Raw genomic sequence first — 15,923 nt, 5'->3', positions numbered from 1 at the left:
TATCAGCTTGGCTTGACTGGTTTAGCCTTGCACTCGGCCCCGCTACAGCTGAACTGCAACTGTGGGCGGCCGCCGTAATCATTGACGTAGGTCAGTACCGGCGCATTGCCCAGCGCAGACGCCCCCAGATTCAACGTCTCTTTGCTTTTTGGCGCCACCATCAGCGGTTCAAAGCCCTTAGCCCCCACCGCCCCTGGTTTGCTGCTGGCATCCACAATGGTGACGTAATACGGCGTTGGGTTGTTCACCTGAAATTTGTCGCCAAATTTGGTTAGCGTCAGCTGTTCCTGCCAGGGTGCCGCGCTTTCGGCACTGATTAGCGCTTTTGGCCGATAAAACAGTTTGATCCGCGTTTGCAGTGCCAGTTGCAGTGTGTTGGGTTTTTCGCTCTTTGGCGGGATCTCGCGCAGGTTGAAGTAGAACAGCGTCTCACGATCTTGCGCCAACAGGTTGGCAGCCGGTAAAGCCTGTACCTTCATCTGGCTTTTTGCCCCCGGCTCCAGGCGCTGCAATGGTGGCAGTACCGTCAACGGAGTGGTTATTTTATTGCCCTGGGCGTCTTCCACCCAACCTTGCGCCAGGTAAGGCAGTTGTTTGTTCTCGTTGCTAACGCTCAGGCTGGTCGATTTCTCGCTGCCGTTGAACACCACGCGGGTGCGATCCAGCGCTATCGCCGCCTGAGCCTGCTGCAGGCCCAACACACCGGCTAGCAGACCGCTCATCAGCGGAAAAAAGGATTGTTTCATTAGGTTCATCGTTAATTACTCACTTCTTTAAATTCAATAAAATGGCCAGTGGTAGAAAAGCAGCCCCGGCCTGTCTCTGTGGCTAAATAGGTTTTCGTTTCCGTCGTTATTCCGCCGCCGCCTCCGGCAACAGGCGGCACGGCAACAACAGCTTGGCCACATCGCCTGGCGGTATTTGCGCCGGTAATGTCAGCGCGCACTGCGCCCGCCCATCCCATCGCACGGTCATTTCCTCGTTCGGGTTAATGCCGCTCAGGTACACATTGCCGTCGTCGTTAACGATGCCCACATCCTGCTTTTTGTGGTTTTGCACCGTGGCACCAAACGGCGGCGTGGAGCCGTCCGCTAGGCGGATCACCGCCATCGCTTTCTCACCGGCGATCACTTCAAATCGGCGGTAACCAATCGCCCCTTCGGTCAGGGTGGCCTGCACCACTGATCGTGTCGCTTCGGCATTCTCTGGCAACTTGTTTACATCGATGCTGACCCGATTGCGGTAATAACTACCGACATCCGTCACCACCGCCTTGCCGAAGCGGTTGGTACGCGTCACCACGCCATAACCGCCGATCGGAATATCCGCAACGCCGCCGGTGTCCAGCATCATGCGGGTACCGCCAATCATCCCCGATCTGTGCAGCGCCGCGCCTTTCAGGGTGGCGGTGGCGCCCCCTTCCAGCGACAGGCCAGCGGATGAATAGCGCCCTTCCTGATAGCTGGCGTTGGCGTTAACCTGCGCTATATCGCCCTGATGGGTGTAATAACCGCTCGCCGTTGCGCCGTTGCGGGTGATGCCGCTGCTCAACTGATAGCTGTCGCCGTTGTCCAGCCGATCGTAATACCCCACCTGGTGGGTGTTGTCGTTGCGGTCGAAACTGCCGCTGTAACTGAGCGACCCACTGCCGCCCCACGGCATCGACAGCGAGAGATACATGCCGTCATCGTTGACGCCGTTATACTTATTGCGGTACCCCGTCAGCGACAGACTCAGGTTCCTGAACTGGCCAACATCAAAATTGCGCGACAGCGTCAGGGTGTAACGATCGTTCGCCGTACTGTTCCAGTAAGTCTGATGGTTGTAGTTCAGGTAGGCACTTAACCCAAGATCGCGGAAGTGCTGGCTGAAGCTGATGGTGTACATCTCTTTACTGTTCTGGTTACGCGTGCCGTAGGTACGCGCATCCAGATATTCGCTCATCGACATATAGTTCCGTTCCGAGAAGCGGTAACCGGCGAAGGTGACCTGGCTGTCGTACTCGTCGAAGTTTTTCGAGTAGCTCAGCCGGTAGGAGCCGCCGGTCAGGGTGCCGTCCTCCAGTTGTGGCAAGCGTGCCCGCGACTGAGTCACGTCGAACGACAGTGCGCCGAACATCATCAGATCCCGCCCGATACCGACCGCCAGTGCGTTGTAATCACCGCCCGCTACACCGCCACCGTACAGCGACCAGCCGTTGCTGACTCCCCAGGAAAATTCACCGGTCGCAAACAGCGGGCCGTTGGTACTGTGCTTCCAGTCCGAAGGGCGGCCGCTGGCCACTTTGTAGCGCACCGTCCCCGGTCGGGTCAGATACGGGATGCTGGCGGTATCGATACGGAATTCCTGCACGCTGCCGTCCTGTTCTTCCACCCGCACATCCAACTGCCCCGAAACCGCATCGTTGATGTCCTGAATACGGAACGGACCGGATGCGACCTGGGTTTCATACAGCACCCGCCCCTGCTGGCTGATCACCACCTTGGCGTTGGTGCGCGCCACCCCGGTGACCTCCGGCGCATAGCCGCGCAGGTTCGGCGGCAACATGCTGTCGTCGCTGATCAGGCTGGCACCGGTAAAGCGGAAGCTATCGAAGATGTCGGAATACAGGTAGTTCTCACCAACCGACAGCTTTGCCCCCAAATGCGGTATTGCGCGATAGGCGTAATAACGGCTCCAGTCCCAATTTTGGCGTGTGCCCTCACCGCTGCCGGTTTGATGATCCAGCCGTGTCTGCCAGTCCGCCCGTAACCGCCATGCCCCGAGGTTTGCGCCCAGCGTACCGTTGCCGCTGAGGTTATACCCCTGCTGCCCGCGTTGCTGTTGCCGCTGGGTCTGCGCGTTGAGGTAATAATCCAACAGCAAGCCCGGCACGCCCTCATCCCAACGCGACGGCGGATCCCAGTTATCGGCGGCATATTCCAGGTAGGCCTGCGGCACGCTCAGGGTCAGGCTGGCGGTACCTAAATCGCCGCGCACCGCGGTGCCCGGCAGGCTCTCCAACGATAAGCACTCGCCCTGATGCCACCAGGTCAGCTTTTCTTTCATGTCTGGTTTTAAGCCAAATTGTTCCACCATTGCCGTGCTGATACATGCAGCGCTATCGTTCGCGTCCTGTTCCGCCGGGTAAAAAATAACACTTTGCTCAGGCAACTCCTGCTTATTAACACGCACTAGCATCATGTAATCGCCCGGCATGATATAACCGCCACGCGAGAACTGGCCCAGGTCAATATTATCGCGATCTTTAACATCCAGAACGTCAGTATTGAACTGCACCTCTTCCGCACTGGCGTAATACCCAAACAAACCCAATGCGCAGGCAATATAAATACCCACAGCACGCGGGCGGAAGGGCAATAAAGTCCAGCTCGGCATCATCATGCTTATCAATCCCTTTTATTCTTATTTTTACGCCAAGGCTATCAATGCAAACCCTCTTTATTTCCACGAAAAGGAAATAAGTAAAAGGCACACCCTGTGAATTAAAATTTAATGTTTAACGCATCGCTAGAATCTATTCAGTAATAATCCATTTTAAATTTAATACTCGAAGTGTATTCCCCACTGCGTAATAACTGTTGATTACTGACCAGTCGCAGCGAATAATTTAATTCTCTGTTCCCTTCGGTAATGTCCAGCAACGGCGTTGGGTTGCCTGGCGAAACGATATTGCCTTCGCTGTCGGCAAGTTGTAGCGCAACCCCGCGCGCTTGCCCATCGACACCGAATAATCCATTATCCTCCCGACCATCAAATGTCACCTGAAATCGTTGCCACTTCGGTAAATTTTCATCTATGCGATCCAAAACACAATTAACCAGGCGAATACTGAAGGGTCGGGTAGCACCTTTCCCATCACGCATTATTTGGCTCAACGGCACCGTGGACATATCAATAGTCTGATCTCGGCTGTCGGTATCAATGGCGCAGGCCGTTTCTATTACGGCACCTTGCATGTTAACCCGCCCCCAACCTGCCGCAGCCAGGCTGCTCTCCATAGGTAACAGCATTAACAGGCAAAACGCCGAATAACGCATTTTTAGCCTTTTCATCTCATTATTCTCCTGCACGCCACCCTGACAAGAATGCATGCGGGCCTCTGCCCGCATGCATGATTAATCCAGTCAATAAATCAAATTATTTGTAGTTCAGGATGAAGTTAGCCACGCTCTGGAATTTACCCGGAACGATAGATTTATCATCGCCGCCGTCGCCTTTCAGATAAGCGCTGAAGGCCAGAGTTGCTTCTGTGGCACCCGCGCTGATCAGTTGGCCCGTGGTAGGTTTGCCCAGTTCAATGACATTATTGCTACCATCGGTAATCGCAATGCTGGCGCCTTTGGCATCGCCCGTCATACCCAGCAGGCCATTTTTGCCAGCCGCACCGTCAAAGGTGGTGGTCACGGTTTTAGCGGTGTCCAGGCTGCATTTTTCCAGATGGATTTCAAACGGTTTCGGGTCAGAGTTACCACCATTAAGCAGGGAAACGTTAGACACTGAGCCCAGATCTACAGTCTGATCAATAGACTTAGGGTCAATTGAGCAAGGTGCATCAATAATGGAGCCGGTGAAGGTCACTTTACCGTGTCCTTGATCAGCAGCCTGTGCGCCAGAAATAGTGCCGAATGCCAATACTGCTGCCATCATAATTTTATTCAATTTCATTTCTACTTTATCCTTAATTAAGGTCATTTCCCATTTGTGTGAAGTCGCCATGTATTCAGATTCACACAACCGGCCCATGGAATAGGAAACTTACGCCTCCGTTCTCAAGGCCGTGTTATCACTACCGGCAACTGGAAATCATGATATCGACAAAAAAACACAATAGCTAAATAATCTAATTAATTGCAATTAATTAGATTAAAACTCCAAAATCACAAAAAATTAAAATAAAATTAAGAATATAAAACCAATGATTTGAATTAATTAAAAAATAACACTCCTTTAAATTCAATGTCATTTCAGGTGGTGAATAATTTTTCTAAAGGGTGTTGACTACAAGTGTTAACCTCCCTTAGATTCCCCCTCACTACCCAAGCAAGACTATTCTTATCATTGACTAATTTTATGCTTACGCACCAGAATTAAACAGGTATCCAAATGAAATATATAATAAATCTCACCCTGATTTTCGATCCGGACAGTCAATTGTTGATGCTTAAGAACGATAACTTACTAACGGTAGGGTTATCTAATCCGGCTACACGGTTATTAAGCGAGCTGATAAGGAATAATAAAATTGAATTAACGCGTGAAGCGCTGATCAAGCACGTCTGGGAGGATTATGGGTTTTCTCCGTCCAGCGCCACATTGAGCAACCATATCAGTGAGCTGAGAAAAGCCTTTGAAGCACTTGGGCTAAGCAAAGACATACTGATCACCGTGCCGCGGATAGGCTTTAAAATGGATGCGGAAATCCACCCGGAGACCAAGCCGCCAAAGGAATCGCTATCGGCTGAACAGATGGATCTTCTGCCGCCGATAAGTCAGCAGGCGACAGAGGTAAACATCGTCGCGGGCGATGTGGCCGTAAGTTCGAAAAAACCATCACGCAAAATGAAAATGGCGGCATTGTCTCTCCTTCTTGCCCTGGGCGTCACCGCGGCGGCGACGACGTGGTTAACCCTGAGCAAAAATGAACAACCCGCACTCATCGGGACTCAGGATAAATGTCGGATCTTTACTCTGGGTGAAGGGAAACCTGAGCCCGATCAAGCAGGTCGAGTGAAAAAGATGCTGGCTGATGAAGAGGTCGATTGCACGCAGACCGATCGGGACATTTACTATATGGAAGCGCGCCCTGCCAACAACTTGCTTAAGGTGTCTTTTATGGCCGCTTGCGCCAAAAACAGCGATATGAGCTATACAAACTGTAACAACTTCAAACAGGTTGAGTAGGTTTACATGAAAAAGATTGTGATCGTTTTATCGAGCGTCATCATCGTTGTCTTGAGTGGCGCTTTTGTTTATCGCCACCACGAGAGCTGGAAACCTTTTCGCTGTAACACGCATTTGAGTTCGCACATCGTTTCAAAAGAGGGTAAAACGCTTGAACTTAATCTGGATATCAGCGTCGTCACCGCCCATAAAGGCAGCAGTGAATTGCTCGCGGTGGGCTCCCTCAAAGATCCTGATAATAGTTATGTTATTTCCAGGCGTCTTTTCATGGTCATTAAGCAATCTGATTTTAAAGGCTACTCGAAAACCATGATCACCCGGGAAGAGCACCACCCCATAGATAGCCTACCAGATCACCTCTGGCAACAGTATGTATTGCCAGAAGCACCCGGCATCGCTTTCTATATGGAAACCAAGAGATTAAATGATGAAGCCTATTTTATTAAAGGACTAACCAACCCCCATTTTGTTTGCGTGAAAACACCAGATTAACTTCATAAACAGGCTTAATCACCTGTCATTAATTGATTAAGCCACTTTAGAGCCTCACGCCCCCTGCAGCCCAACTATCTAATACCCCCCCCCACACAACCAAATTCACAGAGAAAAAATCTAATAAAAACTAGATTATAAAAAACTATCACCAATCATGACCATTAAACATCGTTAACTTGAACAGAACACTTCTCGTTGGTTAGTCTATGGCTGATTCTGATTAGTCGATAAGTACATACCAAACTAAGTACATACATAACAATGATAATCGGAATCTAAAAATAAATTAATGACCAGGGCAAAAAACGAAAACCAGAGCGCAGAGCACATGACCGGTACGAAAAATGGCACCATAAAGACAACATTGGCCATCCGCATAATCGACGATGATAGCTTTTACACCATAGGGCTCATTAAGGCACTATCCAACCATTTAAAACATAGAAACATTCGTTTTTACACTGGTACCTGTGCGGGAATAGCTGCTGATATTGTCTTTCAGGCCATTCGCTGCGGTACATTAATCTCACCTGGCAATCGACCAGGGGGCCACAGTGCAACACTTTATTTTGCCATCGCGGAAAGAAAAGATGCTCACCTGCAGCATCTCTATCGTGGCCTGGCCAAGTCCAATATCTTATACCGGCATCAATCGGTGAACAGCGTGTTGCAGCTTATTGGGAACACCCTACTTGCCCCGCAACCTTCGCCCGAAAGAACGCGACAAGGCAGCAAAGTTTGCCACCACGAATCACTCACACCGCGTGAGCAAGAAGTTCTGTATCAACTCCAGCAGGGAAAAACACATGCCGGCGTTGCCAGCCTCTTGGGCATTAAGGAGAAGACCATAAGCTCGCACAAACGCGCAGCGATGAAAAAATTGAATTTTAAGCGAACTAACGAACTGTTCCATTGGATGCTACAAGGCGGTTTAACCAGCCATCAACAACGAAAAGGAAATTGAACATGAGCCATTCGTCTCTACCCATCACGGCAGTATTGATGGGCGTACTGTTGGTAAGCGGTTGCCAGTCCACCAAAACGCCTCAGATAAAAACCGCCTCGGCCAGCACGTTGCAGGATGAAAAGGTCAAGCGTGAAACCCAGGATTTAAAGCAGTGCCAACAGAATTTAAACGCACTGGGGACGCTGAAAACGGCGGATTACCCGACTAAAAAACAGGTGTTCGACAACCTGATGTCCGGCGCTTCGCAATATGCCGGTGTGCGCCCCCAGGTCAACGAGCGCACGCAAGAGACCGTTGATGCCCTCTATCGTTATCAGGTGAGCTATCAATGCGCCGAGATTAATCAGGCATTGCTTACCGAACTGGCGAAACGCGGCGGTGCGATAAAATGATCGTCTGGAAACGGCTGACCTACCGTTTTTTGGCCTGCCTGGCTGGGGGGATGCTGCTGCCCGCGGCTTCATCGGCGCCAAGCAAGGGTAATGCCGATATTCCGGCCTTGCTGCAGTTTGCCGAGCAATACAGCGACAAAGGCTACCCGGCAGAAAAAGCCCCTGCCGCGCGGGATCGCCCTCGCACCGAAAAACACCCAACCCCAAGCCCCGAGAAAGGTAAGCCCGACAACAAACCGCCAGTACAGCGCGAATCCTGGCGAATGAAGGATAAGGCTATCGAGCAACAGCGCACGGAAATAGCCCAGCTAAAATTACAGATAACCCGTCTGCGACAAAACGCCGTAACGGCAACGCCGGATTGGGCCGCGCTATCCCAACTGGCGCAAAGCTTGCGCCAGGCGTTGGGGGTGACACCGACAGAGCGTCAGGCAAAAGCCAACCTGGTACAGATACAGCAGCGGTGGGATCAGGATCGGGCGGTATTGCAGCAACAGTTGTCCAAAGCAAAAGCAGAAAACCAGGCCTTATCAGCGGCAGCCAACCAGCAAAAAAATTGGCTGCTGGAAGCAGAAAAGCGCGACGTGGTGCTGCGGGAACAGCAAGCTGAATGGCGGTCACAGCGTCAACTGATGCAAACCGAACTGGATGAAACCGTTAAGAAACTGGCAGATACGCGAGCCGACATGGCTTCTTTGCAAGCGCGAAGCCCCCTTCTGGTGACGGCCGATGCGCTCAAAGGCGCACAACCGCGTGAGGATTACGCCGCAGGCGTTTCACTGGGAGAGGAAATTCTGCAAATGCAGGAAGAACGGCAGCGTTGGGGAGTGAGATCGGAGAAGGGAATGCTCTTGGCTGGCATTGCAGATGCCTTTGCGGGCAAGCGGATGTTGCCGGATGATGAACTCAATAACATCCTGGCCACCGCCGAGGAAAAGGTGGTATCCGCAAGAGAAAAAATCAGCGCAACCCAACGGCAAAAAGGCGCGGCCTATCTAGGGGAGTTCAAGAAAGATAAGCGCGTTCACCGGGCATCGTCCGGGTTCTGGTACCGTATCGACTATGCGGGCGATGCGAAGATCCCCGCTACCGCCTCGGTGGATATGGTGGTAAAAGAAACGCTGGTCGACGGCACCGTGGTGCAAGATATGGAAGCAACTGGCGCCACGCTGTCGCAGCCGGTGGCGGATTTCCCACCGTTGTTTAAAGAGGCCATTTCGCTGCTGCAAAACCACGGTACGATGACCCTGGTGGTTCCTCCTGAACAGGCTTACGGGGAGAAAGGCTACCCACCGAAAGTTCCCCCCAACGCCACCATGATCTACACCTTGCGCATAGCGGAGGTATACCCACCCGCTCAAGCTAAAACACGGCCCTAGCCCTGATATCTCTCGTGAATTTAATAGGGCTATCAGGCTGATGCGCAACCTATCAATGACAGATAAAACCTAGTATTGCGATTAAATTAAATTAAATTAAATTAAATTACAAAAATAAACGCCTTCAGAATCGAGCTGCCATCAATACATTGTTAAAATAAATATTAATTATAAAAATTATTTCCTCAAATTATAAAAATTACATAATAACAAATCAAAAAAACCATCCTATTGATGTTGACTTTAATGAGGACAAAAAACATGATTAACGCCACAGACAATTAGAAGCTTCAGCACCCGTAATAGGCTAGCTATTGAATGCACCACCATTAGCCGGCTATACATTTATGGCAGTGATTTCAACCCAGGTTACGTAGAGGGCTATCCGGCCCATTATTTTTATTTTCCCTTACGCCTATGCGTAAATATGCCCCTAACCGAGGAGTTGTTATGTCGGACCATCAAGTCACCTGTATCAGAAAATCCGCTCGCCAAAACGCGCATGAGCGCATTCAGGCTATCGGCGGCGTCAATGCTGATGGCATCCGTTGGTCTCTGTCCCAAGCAGACGCCATTGCCGGTATCGAGGCGGGCACCTGGCGCTTTTGGGTCACCGCGAATGGCCATTCCGTCTGGGTGATTGTCTCAATCAGCGCGGCGGGGAATAAATACCTCAAAACGCAAAATGACGGCGAACACCCCAATAACCTGCTCAGCCTGCCGGAATGCCCCTGACGTCACCCGAGTGTCATGACTGATACGGTGTGTGGGCCTGCTTGCGGCCCATCGCTTCCCCCCTTTTTATTATTGGCCGCTGTGGCGTTCTCACGCCCGCAGTACAGCGGCCCCCATAGCATAAGGAAATACTATGTACGGTTCCGCTACCGCCAGAAGCCTGCCGGCAGGAAAAAAGCAGCGTATCGCCGATTTATTATCGCAAATTATTGAAACGCTGGATCTCACCAAAACCCAATACGCCAACATCAAAAGCGCCTATAACGGGGTCGGCACCTTCCTGTCTGAAGGCGACGATCCGCTATTGCAAGATGCCGTTATTTACCCGCAGGGCAGCGTGCGGCTCAACACCACCGTTAAGCCCAAAAATGAAGAGCAATACGATATTGACCTGATTTGTTATCTGCCCCATGCCACCCAGGCGGATTATACCGGCGTAATATCGGCCATTCGCCGGCGACTGGAGTCGCATAACACTTATAAAGATCTATTAAGCGATTTACCCCGTGGATTCCGTATCAACTATGCCGGAGATTATCATCTGGATATCACGCCGGGCCGCGATCACACCGGCGCACAACATCCGGGCCAGCCGCTGTGGGTCGTAGATGCGCAAACCGCCTGGAAGGAGTCCAACCCCAGCGGCTACGCCGAGTGGTTCGATAGCAGCGCCAGCGTGCAGCCCCTCCGCACCATTCTGGTCATGGATTCCGCCAGCCGCGTGGGCACCGAGGCGCTGCTCCCGCTGCCGGACAGCACCGACAAAAAATTGCTTAATCGCATCGTACAAATTCTCAAACGCCACCGTGACGAATGGGCCGTCGAGCAGGATGACCTCCAGCAGCGCTGCCGCCCAATTTCGGTCATCATCACCACGCTGGCTTGCCATGCCTACAACCACATCATTGCGGCCAGGCGCGCCTACGACAACGACCTGGATATTCTGTTAGACGTACTGGAACTGATGCCGGATTTCATCGTGTCGACGCAGGGAGAGTTCCAGGTCAGCAACCCGCACATGCCGGAGGAAAACTTCGCCGAGAAGTGGAACCGCTCAGAGCAGGATGAGGGCCCTCAGCGCAGTGAAACCTTTTACCAGTGGCATGCCGCGGCCCAGGCGACGTTTAACACCATCGCCGCCAGCGTGGGGGAAGATAACCTGTTCCTGAGCCTCGAAGACAGCTTCGGCAAAACGCCGGTCGATGTCGTCAGGCAACGACTGATGGAGCATATGCAGTCGGCCAGAGAACAAGGCAGCCTGCATCTTGATAAGAAAACCGGCGGGCTGATCGCCACCGGCCTCGCCAGTACGGCAGCCCATGCCAGCGTGCCTAAAAACACCTTCTACGGTGAATAACGTGGTTATCAAGCATCACTGCAAACCGCTGCCCCTCGCCCAGCAATATCACGCGTTGAAAGCCGGCAGCCCGTATGAACGGCTGCGCATTATCCATCACGATCGCACCCTGCTATGGGAAGGATGGCTGCAACCCTCGCTGTTCAGCCGCCGCTACAAGGTCGCGATCCGATATAGCCTGCTCACCCCACCGATTTGCGTGGTGACAGAGCCTGACCTTTTCGCGTTGGCAGGCACGCGAGCCATCCCGCACCTGTATCCCGCCGACAAGCATATACCCGGCGCCAGGCTGTGCCTGTTTCTGCCCCGTTCACAGGCCGACGACGGGCTCAGCGAATGGCGCGCCCAGTTAAAAATCAGCGACACCCTCATTCCCTGGGCGTCGCTCTGGCTGTTTTATTTTGAACAGTGGCTGCACACCGGCCACTGGGAAGGCGGCGGTAAGCACCCACGCCCCAGCGAGGTTAAAAATGAGCGTTGAACATGAAGGCTTTATCTCGGTCGATATTGAAACCGCCGGGCCCATACCCGGCGTGTGCAGCCTGCTCTCCATCGGCGCCTGCGTCATCGACCGCCCGGCGGAACGCTTTTACATTGAAGTGCAGCCGCTGGATCTGCATTACGATCCTGAGGCGCTGGCCGTCACCGGTTTCAATCTGCAGACCCAAATAATGCGCGGCATCGACCCGAAAGAGGCCATGCAACAATTTGCCCACTGGGTAACTTCCGTCACCAACGCCACGAGCAAACCGATTTTGGTCGGTTTCAATGCGGCGTTCGACTGGTCATTCATCAATTACTACTTTCACGTTTATCTCGGTCATAACCCGTTTGGCTTTGCCGCCCTCGATATCAAAGCTCTGTACATGGGCGCCACCGGCTGCGACTGGCAGGACACCCGCTCCAGCCGTATCGACGCCCGATTTAATCTCAAAAACCACGGCAGCCACAACGCGCTGGATGACGCGCTGTATCAGGCTGAGATGTTTGTGAAAATCAACGCATACATGAGGGAAAAGCACTGACATGGAAACGGTAAAATACATTCTGATTAAGCTGGTCGACTGGAAAACGCGCCAGCGGAAAATTCAATACCTCATCATGCTGCTCGGCGCCGGGATCCTGAGTGTGAATAACTCGCTGGGAAAGGCATTAACGCTGGAGAAAGGCGATGCCCGCTTCTCGCTGGCCGTCTCGGAGGGGAATGTTATCACGGACTATTTCGTCAATTTCGTGGCTGCATCCATCATCCTGGGGGGATTTGTCTGGTTGCTGGTCGACGCCTACCGGGAGGCTAAAATCGCGGTGCGCAAAAAGGGGGTAGTTATCGAAGGGAGAGCGCTGCGGAAAGTCGCGACAACGCCGCTGCATAAAACGGTCTCCCGTCATTTCAACGGAAAGATAGATGCATTAACCCTCGATATGACGCAGCGGATGCGGGATGGCGCAATCAGTCACCCGGAGGAGGCCTTTGACGACAATATCAGCACGCTGGCCAGCAATATCGCCACCCGGATTGACGGTATCGACCATCAGGACCTGACGCTGGTATATGGCGGGCAATTGCCGGTTCCGTTCACCTTCTTCATTGGCGCCATTCTCGATGACAATGGCCCGGTCTGCGTCTATGACTGGGACCGAGCGCAAGAGGCCTGGCGGCTGATTGACAACAACGCCGCCGACGACGGCGCCGATTTTACCCTGATGGAAAGCCTCATCACCTCAGCGGCCAAAGATGTGGTGCTGGCGGTCTCGGTGTCCTACCAGGCCGACATTGCCGCCATACGGCAAACCTTCCCCGCCTACCCGCTGTCGCATCTCTCGCTGAACGCCACAACGCTCGGTAATCACTGGTCACAGTCCAAACAAACCCGGCTGGCGCTGCAATTTATCGAACAGGTCAAAATGCTGACGGCGTGCGGCGCCGAACGCATCCACGTGATTTTGGCCGCCCCCAGCAGCATTGCGCTCAATTTCGGCCGCCGTTATGACAATCGCAATCTGGCGCAGCTCATTGTTTATCAATACGAGAAAGAACAGCAGCCGGCCTACCCCTGGGGGGTGGTGATGCCGACACAGGGGCAACGGCGAGGCGCGGTGGTTAAGCCTCCCACCGTTCCCTCATCCAACTGACTGTCGGACTGGGGCGAAACGAGGATATAAAAAACCGGCCTGAGCCGGTTTGGGAGCACTTGTCATTATTAGATCGGCCGTAGAACGGTCGGGGTAATGCCCTGGTGTTGCTGCGTATTTTCACTGTCACTATAGGCGGTGCGATGATTGAGCGTCCAATGGGTTCGGCAGATCAATAAAGGGCGATTGATCGGCCCGACCGATCGTCCAGCTCATCGTCACACCGCCCCACACTTCGGCAGCCAGTCCGCTTCGCACTCTTCACTCAATACCACATTGGTCTGCATCCCCAGCCGGGTTTTACGCTTGAGCAGGGTTTTCTCATACTCTCTCAGCGTCTGTGGCACCGCCAAACCAAAGGCCGTCAGGTTCATCACGTGCTGATAGCCCCGTGCCGCCATAAACGACAAGTAGGCGTGATACAGGTAGCGGCGCGGGTTCGGTGGGGTGATGTTGGCATTGCCTATCATCATCCCTTCCGGGGTGCCTAGCACCGTCAGGTAGCCGCAAAAATCAACCAGCGGGTCAGCCTGGCGTTTGATGGTCAGCGCCTCGTCCGAGCTTTGCTGCGCCTGAAGCAAGGTACGGGCCTCGTTCGGGTTGGCAAAACGCTGCATCAGGTGACGCACAATCACCGCCAGCTCCTGGGTGATTTTGTCCAGCAACTGCGGGTCGCGCTCGGCCAGCGGTATCGCGTCCGGGAAGGTGATAATCACCCGCCGACGGGATACCCCACCGCTGCGGTCGCTGAACTGCATCGGGTTGTTGTTCACCGCCAGTATCACCGCCGGGATGTAGGCGGCGTAGGCGTCGCGGTATTTCGGGTCAATGGCGACCGCATCGCCGCCGGTGATGGCCTTGATACCCGCCCCGTCTCCGCTCCACTTTTCCTGGTCAGGCAGGAGTATCAGCGAGTAACCCACCACACTGGCCCGCTCGCGCGCCGACTCCAGGTTGTCGATGGTGGCGGAGGTGGTGTTGTCGGCTCCGGCCAACAGCCGGGCGATGGCCGCCATCACGCTCTTGCCGCTGCCGCCGGGGCCGGTCACTTCGAGGAACAGCTGCCAGTCGTAGCGGTTGGCCAGCACCATAAAGAGTGCCGCGAGGATACGTTCTTGCTTGTCGTAATTGCCCCCGGCGGCCCGCGTCAGCCACTGCCAGAAGTGCGGTGCATGGTCGGCCAGGTTCTCCCCGGCGCGCGGCGGCGTGTAGTCCACGCTGTTGACGGTGCGCAGCCAGTGCTCTTGCCGGTGGGCGCTGAACTGCCCGCTGACGGTATCGAATACCCCGTTACGAAAGCCTATCAACCGGCGGGCCGGGTCGCCCATCTGCGGCACCATCAGCTTGAGGGTGTCCAAAATACTGTTGATACCCGCAGCGGAGAACGGCGCGCGCACCTTCTGGAACAGCGCGGCAATCTCCCGGCTCAGCTGCCGGTGCGGCAGCACCTGCCAGGCGCCGCGCGTATAGCGGCACAGCTCTTCCCCCACCGGCGGCACCGCCAGGGTGTTGCCGTAATGCTCGGCCAGCAGCCCGGCCTTCTCACTGGCGCTCATGGCTTTGAGGTCTGCATCGCTCAGCGTGTCGAACGGGCTCGGCTGCGACGGCTGGCTGAACGCCTGGAGCTGTGCGCGCGTGGCCTCGGCCCCTTCCCGGCCATAAACGTCGTTCCAGTCGCCTTCCGAGGGCGGCAGTGCCGGGATACCGCCGGTGACTGTGGCCGCCTCGGCGGCGCGGGTCTGTCCGGTGCCGCTGCGGTCATTATCAGCCGCCAGCAGCAGCCGCGCATCCGGGTAGTGGCTGCGCAGCTGCTCCGCCACCGCCGTCAGGTTATTGGCGCTGAGCGCCACGCACACCGTTTCGCCGGTCAGGCGATGCACGGTGAGGCCGGTGGCGTAGCCTTCGGTGAGCCAGATAACCGCGTTGTCCGGGCCGCTCAGGGTGTGGCAGGCAGCCTTGACCTGCCCGCCTGCCAGCATGCGCTTGTCACCGTTGGCGTTAATCAGCTGCACGTTGACCACCTCGCCCCCGGTATTGTGCAGTGGCAGCAGCAGGTCGTCGGGGTGGAAGGTGATACCGCCAACGCGCAGCGACTGGCCGTGCAGGGTCAGGGTGTCCACCTCCGGCCAGCCCTTGGCGCTCAGGTAGGCATTGCCGCTTTTGCACTGAGCGGCAGCCACCAGAGCCTGTGCCTGTCGCGCGGCCTTGCGCTGGGTCTCGGCCTTGTCTTGTGGTGAATGACCGGCCTCAGCGGCCGGTGGCAGAGCGTTGGTGTTTTCTCCCATCACGGCGGCCACCTGTTCGGCGGCAGCTTTTGCTGACAGCGACAGGGCTTTTTCCACCAGATTGAGGCCGTCACCGGCTCCGCACTGATTGCAGAACCAGGTGCCGCGCCCGTCCTGGTTATCGAAGCGGAAACGGTCTTTGCCGCCGCAGGTCGGACACGGCTGCAGTTTGCCGTTCGGCTGTAAGGCGATACCGAGAGCCGGGAGTATCACCGGCCAGTGGCCGGTGGCGGTGCGTACGGTCTGGGAAACGAACTGGGCGCTCATGCTCTTCTC

Annotated in this window: 15 protein-coding genes; 10 read left to right on the top strand and 5 right to left on the bottom strand. The window is 54.5% G+C overall.

What is annotated here, in order from left to right:
- Positions 1–2: 2 nt before the first annotated feature.
- The 4 genes from ACJ8PL_RS20400 to ACJ8PL_RS20385 form a co-directional block, all read right to left on the bottom strand.
- Complete coding sequence (locus ACJ8PL_RS20400) at positions 3–746, bottom strand: fimbria/pilus periplasmic chaperone (RefSeq protein WP_276529439.1); 744 nt, start codon at positions 744–746, stop codon at positions 3–5.
- A gap of 106 nt (positions 747–852) precedes the next feature.
- Positions 853–3,384: an outer membrane usher protein gene (locus ACJ8PL_RS20395; RefSeq protein ID WP_217904332.1), complete on the bottom strand. Its 2,532-nt coding sequence runs from the start codon at positions 3,382–3,384 to the stop codon at positions 853–855.
- A 137-nt stretch (positions 3,385–3,521) separates the two neighbouring features.
- The gene (locus tag ACJ8PL_RS20390; RefSeq protein WP_147827628.1) at positions 3,522–4,055 is read right to left on the bottom strand and encodes a fimbrial protein; all 534 of its coding nucleotides are present in this window, start codon (positions 4,053–4,055) and stop codon (positions 3,522–3,524) included.
- A gap of 85 nt (positions 4,056–4,140) precedes the next feature.
- Positions 4,141–4,668, bottom strand: a complete 528-nt coding sequence (locus ACJ8PL_RS20385) for a fimbrial protein (protein WP_164096045.1) — start codon at positions 4,666–4,668, stop codon at positions 4,141–4,143.
- 438 nt (positions 4,669–5,106) lie between these two features.
- Between ACJ8PL_RS20385 and ACJ8PL_RS20380 the strand changes: the two genes are divergently transcribed.
- From ACJ8PL_RS20380 to ACJ8PL_RS20335, 10 genes are all read left to right on the top strand, one after another.
- Positions 5,107–5,904 carry a winged helix-turn-helix domain-containing protein gene (locus ACJ8PL_RS20380; protein WP_147827629.1) on the top strand — a complete coding sequence of 266 codons (798 nt, stop codon included), beginning with the start codon at positions 5,107–5,109 and terminating at the stop codon, positions 5,902–5,904.
- A gap of 6 nt (positions 5,905–5,910) precedes the next feature.
- Positions 5,911–6,396 (top strand): hypothetical protein, encoded by a 486-nt coding sequence (locus tag ACJ8PL_RS20375; protein ID WP_147827630.1) that lies wholly within the window; start codon positions 5,911–5,913, stop codon positions 6,394–6,396.
- A gap of 331 nt (positions 6,397–6,727) precedes the next feature.
- Positions 6,728–7,363 carry a helix-turn-helix transcriptional regulator gene (locus tag ACJ8PL_RS20370; RefSeq protein WP_176326449.1) on the top strand — a complete coding sequence of 212 codons (636 nt, stop codon included), beginning with the start codon at positions 6,728–6,730 and terminating at the stop codon, positions 7,361–7,363.
- Positions 7,364–7,365: 2 nt separating this feature from the next.
- Positions 7,366–7,758 carry a hypothetical protein gene (locus ACJ8PL_RS20365; protein WP_147827632.1) on the top strand — a complete coding sequence of 131 codons (393 nt, stop codon included), beginning with the start codon at positions 7,366–7,368 and terminating at the stop codon, positions 7,756–7,758.
- Positions 7,755–9,137: an FKBP-type peptidyl-prolyl cis-trans isomerase N-terminal domain-containing protein gene (locus tag ACJ8PL_RS20360; RefSeq protein ID WP_442530657.1), complete on the top strand. Its 1,383-nt coding sequence runs from the start codon at positions 7,755–7,757 to the stop codon at positions 9,135–9,137. The genes ACJ8PL_RS20365 and ACJ8PL_RS20360 overlap by 4 nt, the downstream gene beginning before the upstream one ends.
- Before the next feature lie 450 nt (positions 9,138–9,587).
- On the top strand, positions 9,588–9,872 hold the full coding sequence (locus tag ACJ8PL_RS20355) for a DUF3892 domain-containing protein (protein WP_442531348.1): 285 nt from the start codon (positions 9,588–9,590) through the stop codon (positions 9,870–9,872).
- Between the two features lie 133 nt (positions 9,873–10,005).
- Positions 10,006–11,229, top strand: coding sequence for a nucleotidyltransferase domain-containing protein (locus ACJ8PL_RS20350; protein WP_289528288.1), 1,224 nt, complete (start codon positions 10,006–10,008; stop codon positions 11,227–11,229).
- A 1-nt stretch (position 11,230) separates the two neighbouring features.
- Complete coding sequence (locus tag ACJ8PL_RS20345) at positions 11,231–11,710, top strand: hypothetical protein (RefSeq protein WP_442531347.1); 480 nt, start codon at positions 11,231–11,233, stop codon at positions 11,708–11,710.
- Positions 11,700–12,254, top strand: a complete 555-nt coding sequence (locus ACJ8PL_RS20340; RefSeq protein ID WP_442531346.1) for a 3'-5' exonuclease — start codon at positions 11,700–11,702, stop codon at positions 12,252–12,254. The genes ACJ8PL_RS20345 and ACJ8PL_RS20340 overlap by 11 nt, the downstream gene beginning before the upstream one ends.
- Position 12,255: 1 nt before the next feature.
- Positions 12,256–13,362, top strand: a complete 1,107-nt coding sequence (locus tag ACJ8PL_RS20335) for an SAVED domain-containing protein (RefSeq protein WP_442531345.1) — start codon at positions 12,256–12,258, stop codon at positions 13,360–13,362.
- A gap of 218 nt (positions 13,363–13,580) precedes the next feature.
- Here the strand turns inward: ACJ8PL_RS20335 and ACJ8PL_RS20330 are convergent, their stop codons facing one another.
- Positions 13,581–15,914, bottom strand: coding sequence for a primase-helicase zinc-binding domain-containing protein (locus ACJ8PL_RS20330; RefSeq protein ID WP_289528282.1), 2,334 nt, complete (start codon positions 15,912–15,914; stop codon positions 13,581–13,583).
- Positions 15,915–15,923 lie beyond the last annotated feature (9 nt).

The sequence above is a fragment of the Serratia sp. CY83965 genome (assembly GCF_052166375.1).
Taxonomy (GTDB): domain Bacteria; phylum Pseudomonadota; class Gammaproteobacteria; order Enterobacterales; family Enterobacteriaceae; genus Serratia; species Serratia marcescens.
This window is presented reverse-complemented; position numbering and strand designations above follow the sequence as displayed.

What these genes read in the sequence shown, in the direction of transcription:
- ACJ8PL_RS20375 (WP_147827630.1), top strand. Translation starts at nt 5,911, where the DNA reads ATGAAAAAGATTGTGATCGTTTTATCGAGCGTCATCATCGTTGTCTTG.
- ACJ8PL_RS20395 (WP_217904332.1), bottom strand. Translation starts at nt 3,384, where the DNA reads ATGATGATGCCGAGCTGGACTTTATTGCCCTTCCGCCCGCGTGCTGTG.
- ACJ8PL_RS20380 (WP_147827629.1), top strand. Translation starts at nt 5,107, where the DNA reads ATGAAATATATAATAAATCTCACCCTGATTTTCGATCCGGACAGTCAA.
- ACJ8PL_RS20365 (WP_147827632.1), top strand. Translation starts at nt 7,366, where the DNA reads ATGAGCCATTCGTCTCTACCCATCACGGCAGTATTGATGGGCGTACTG.
- ACJ8PL_RS20330 (WP_289528282.1), bottom strand. Translation starts at nt 15,914, where the DNA reads ATGAGCGCCCAGTTCGTTTCCCAGACCGTACGCACCGCCACCGGCCAC.
- ACJ8PL_RS20400 (WP_276529439.1), bottom strand. Translation starts at nt 746, where the DNA reads ATGAAACAATCCTTTTTTCCGCTGATGAGCGGTCTGCTAGCCGGTGTG.
- ACJ8PL_RS20340 (WP_442531346.1), top strand. Translation starts at nt 11,700, where the DNA reads ATGAGCGTTGAACATGAAGGCTTTATCTCGGTCGATATTGAAACCGCC.
- ACJ8PL_RS20370 (WP_176326449.1), top strand. Translation starts at nt 6,728, where the DNA reads ATGACCGGTACGAAAAATGGCACCATAAAGACAACATTGGCCATCCGC.
- ACJ8PL_RS20360 (WP_442530657.1), top strand. Translation starts at nt 7,755, where the DNA reads ATGATCGTCTGGAAACGGCTGACCTACCGTTTTTTGGCCTGCCTGGCT.
- ACJ8PL_RS20355 (WP_442531348.1), top strand. Translation starts at nt 9,588, where the DNA reads ATGTCGGACCATCAAGTCACCTGTATCAGAAAATCCGCTCGCCAAAAC.
- ACJ8PL_RS20390 (WP_147827628.1), bottom strand. Translation starts at nt 4,055, where the DNA reads ATGAAAAGGCTAAAAATGCGTTATTCGGCGTTTTGCCTGTTAATGCTG.
- ACJ8PL_RS20385 (WP_164096045.1), bottom strand. Translation starts at nt 4,668, where the DNA reads ATGAAATTGAATAAAATTATGATGGCAGCAGTATTGGCATTCGGCACT.
- ACJ8PL_RS20350 (WP_289528288.1), top strand. Translation starts at nt 10,006, where the DNA reads ATGTACGGTTCCGCTACCGCCAGAAGCCTGCCGGCAGGAAAAAAGCAG.
- ACJ8PL_RS20335 (WP_442531345.1), top strand. Translation starts at nt 12,256, where the DNA reads ATGGAAACGGTAAAATACATTCTGATTAAGCTGGTCGACTGGAAAACG.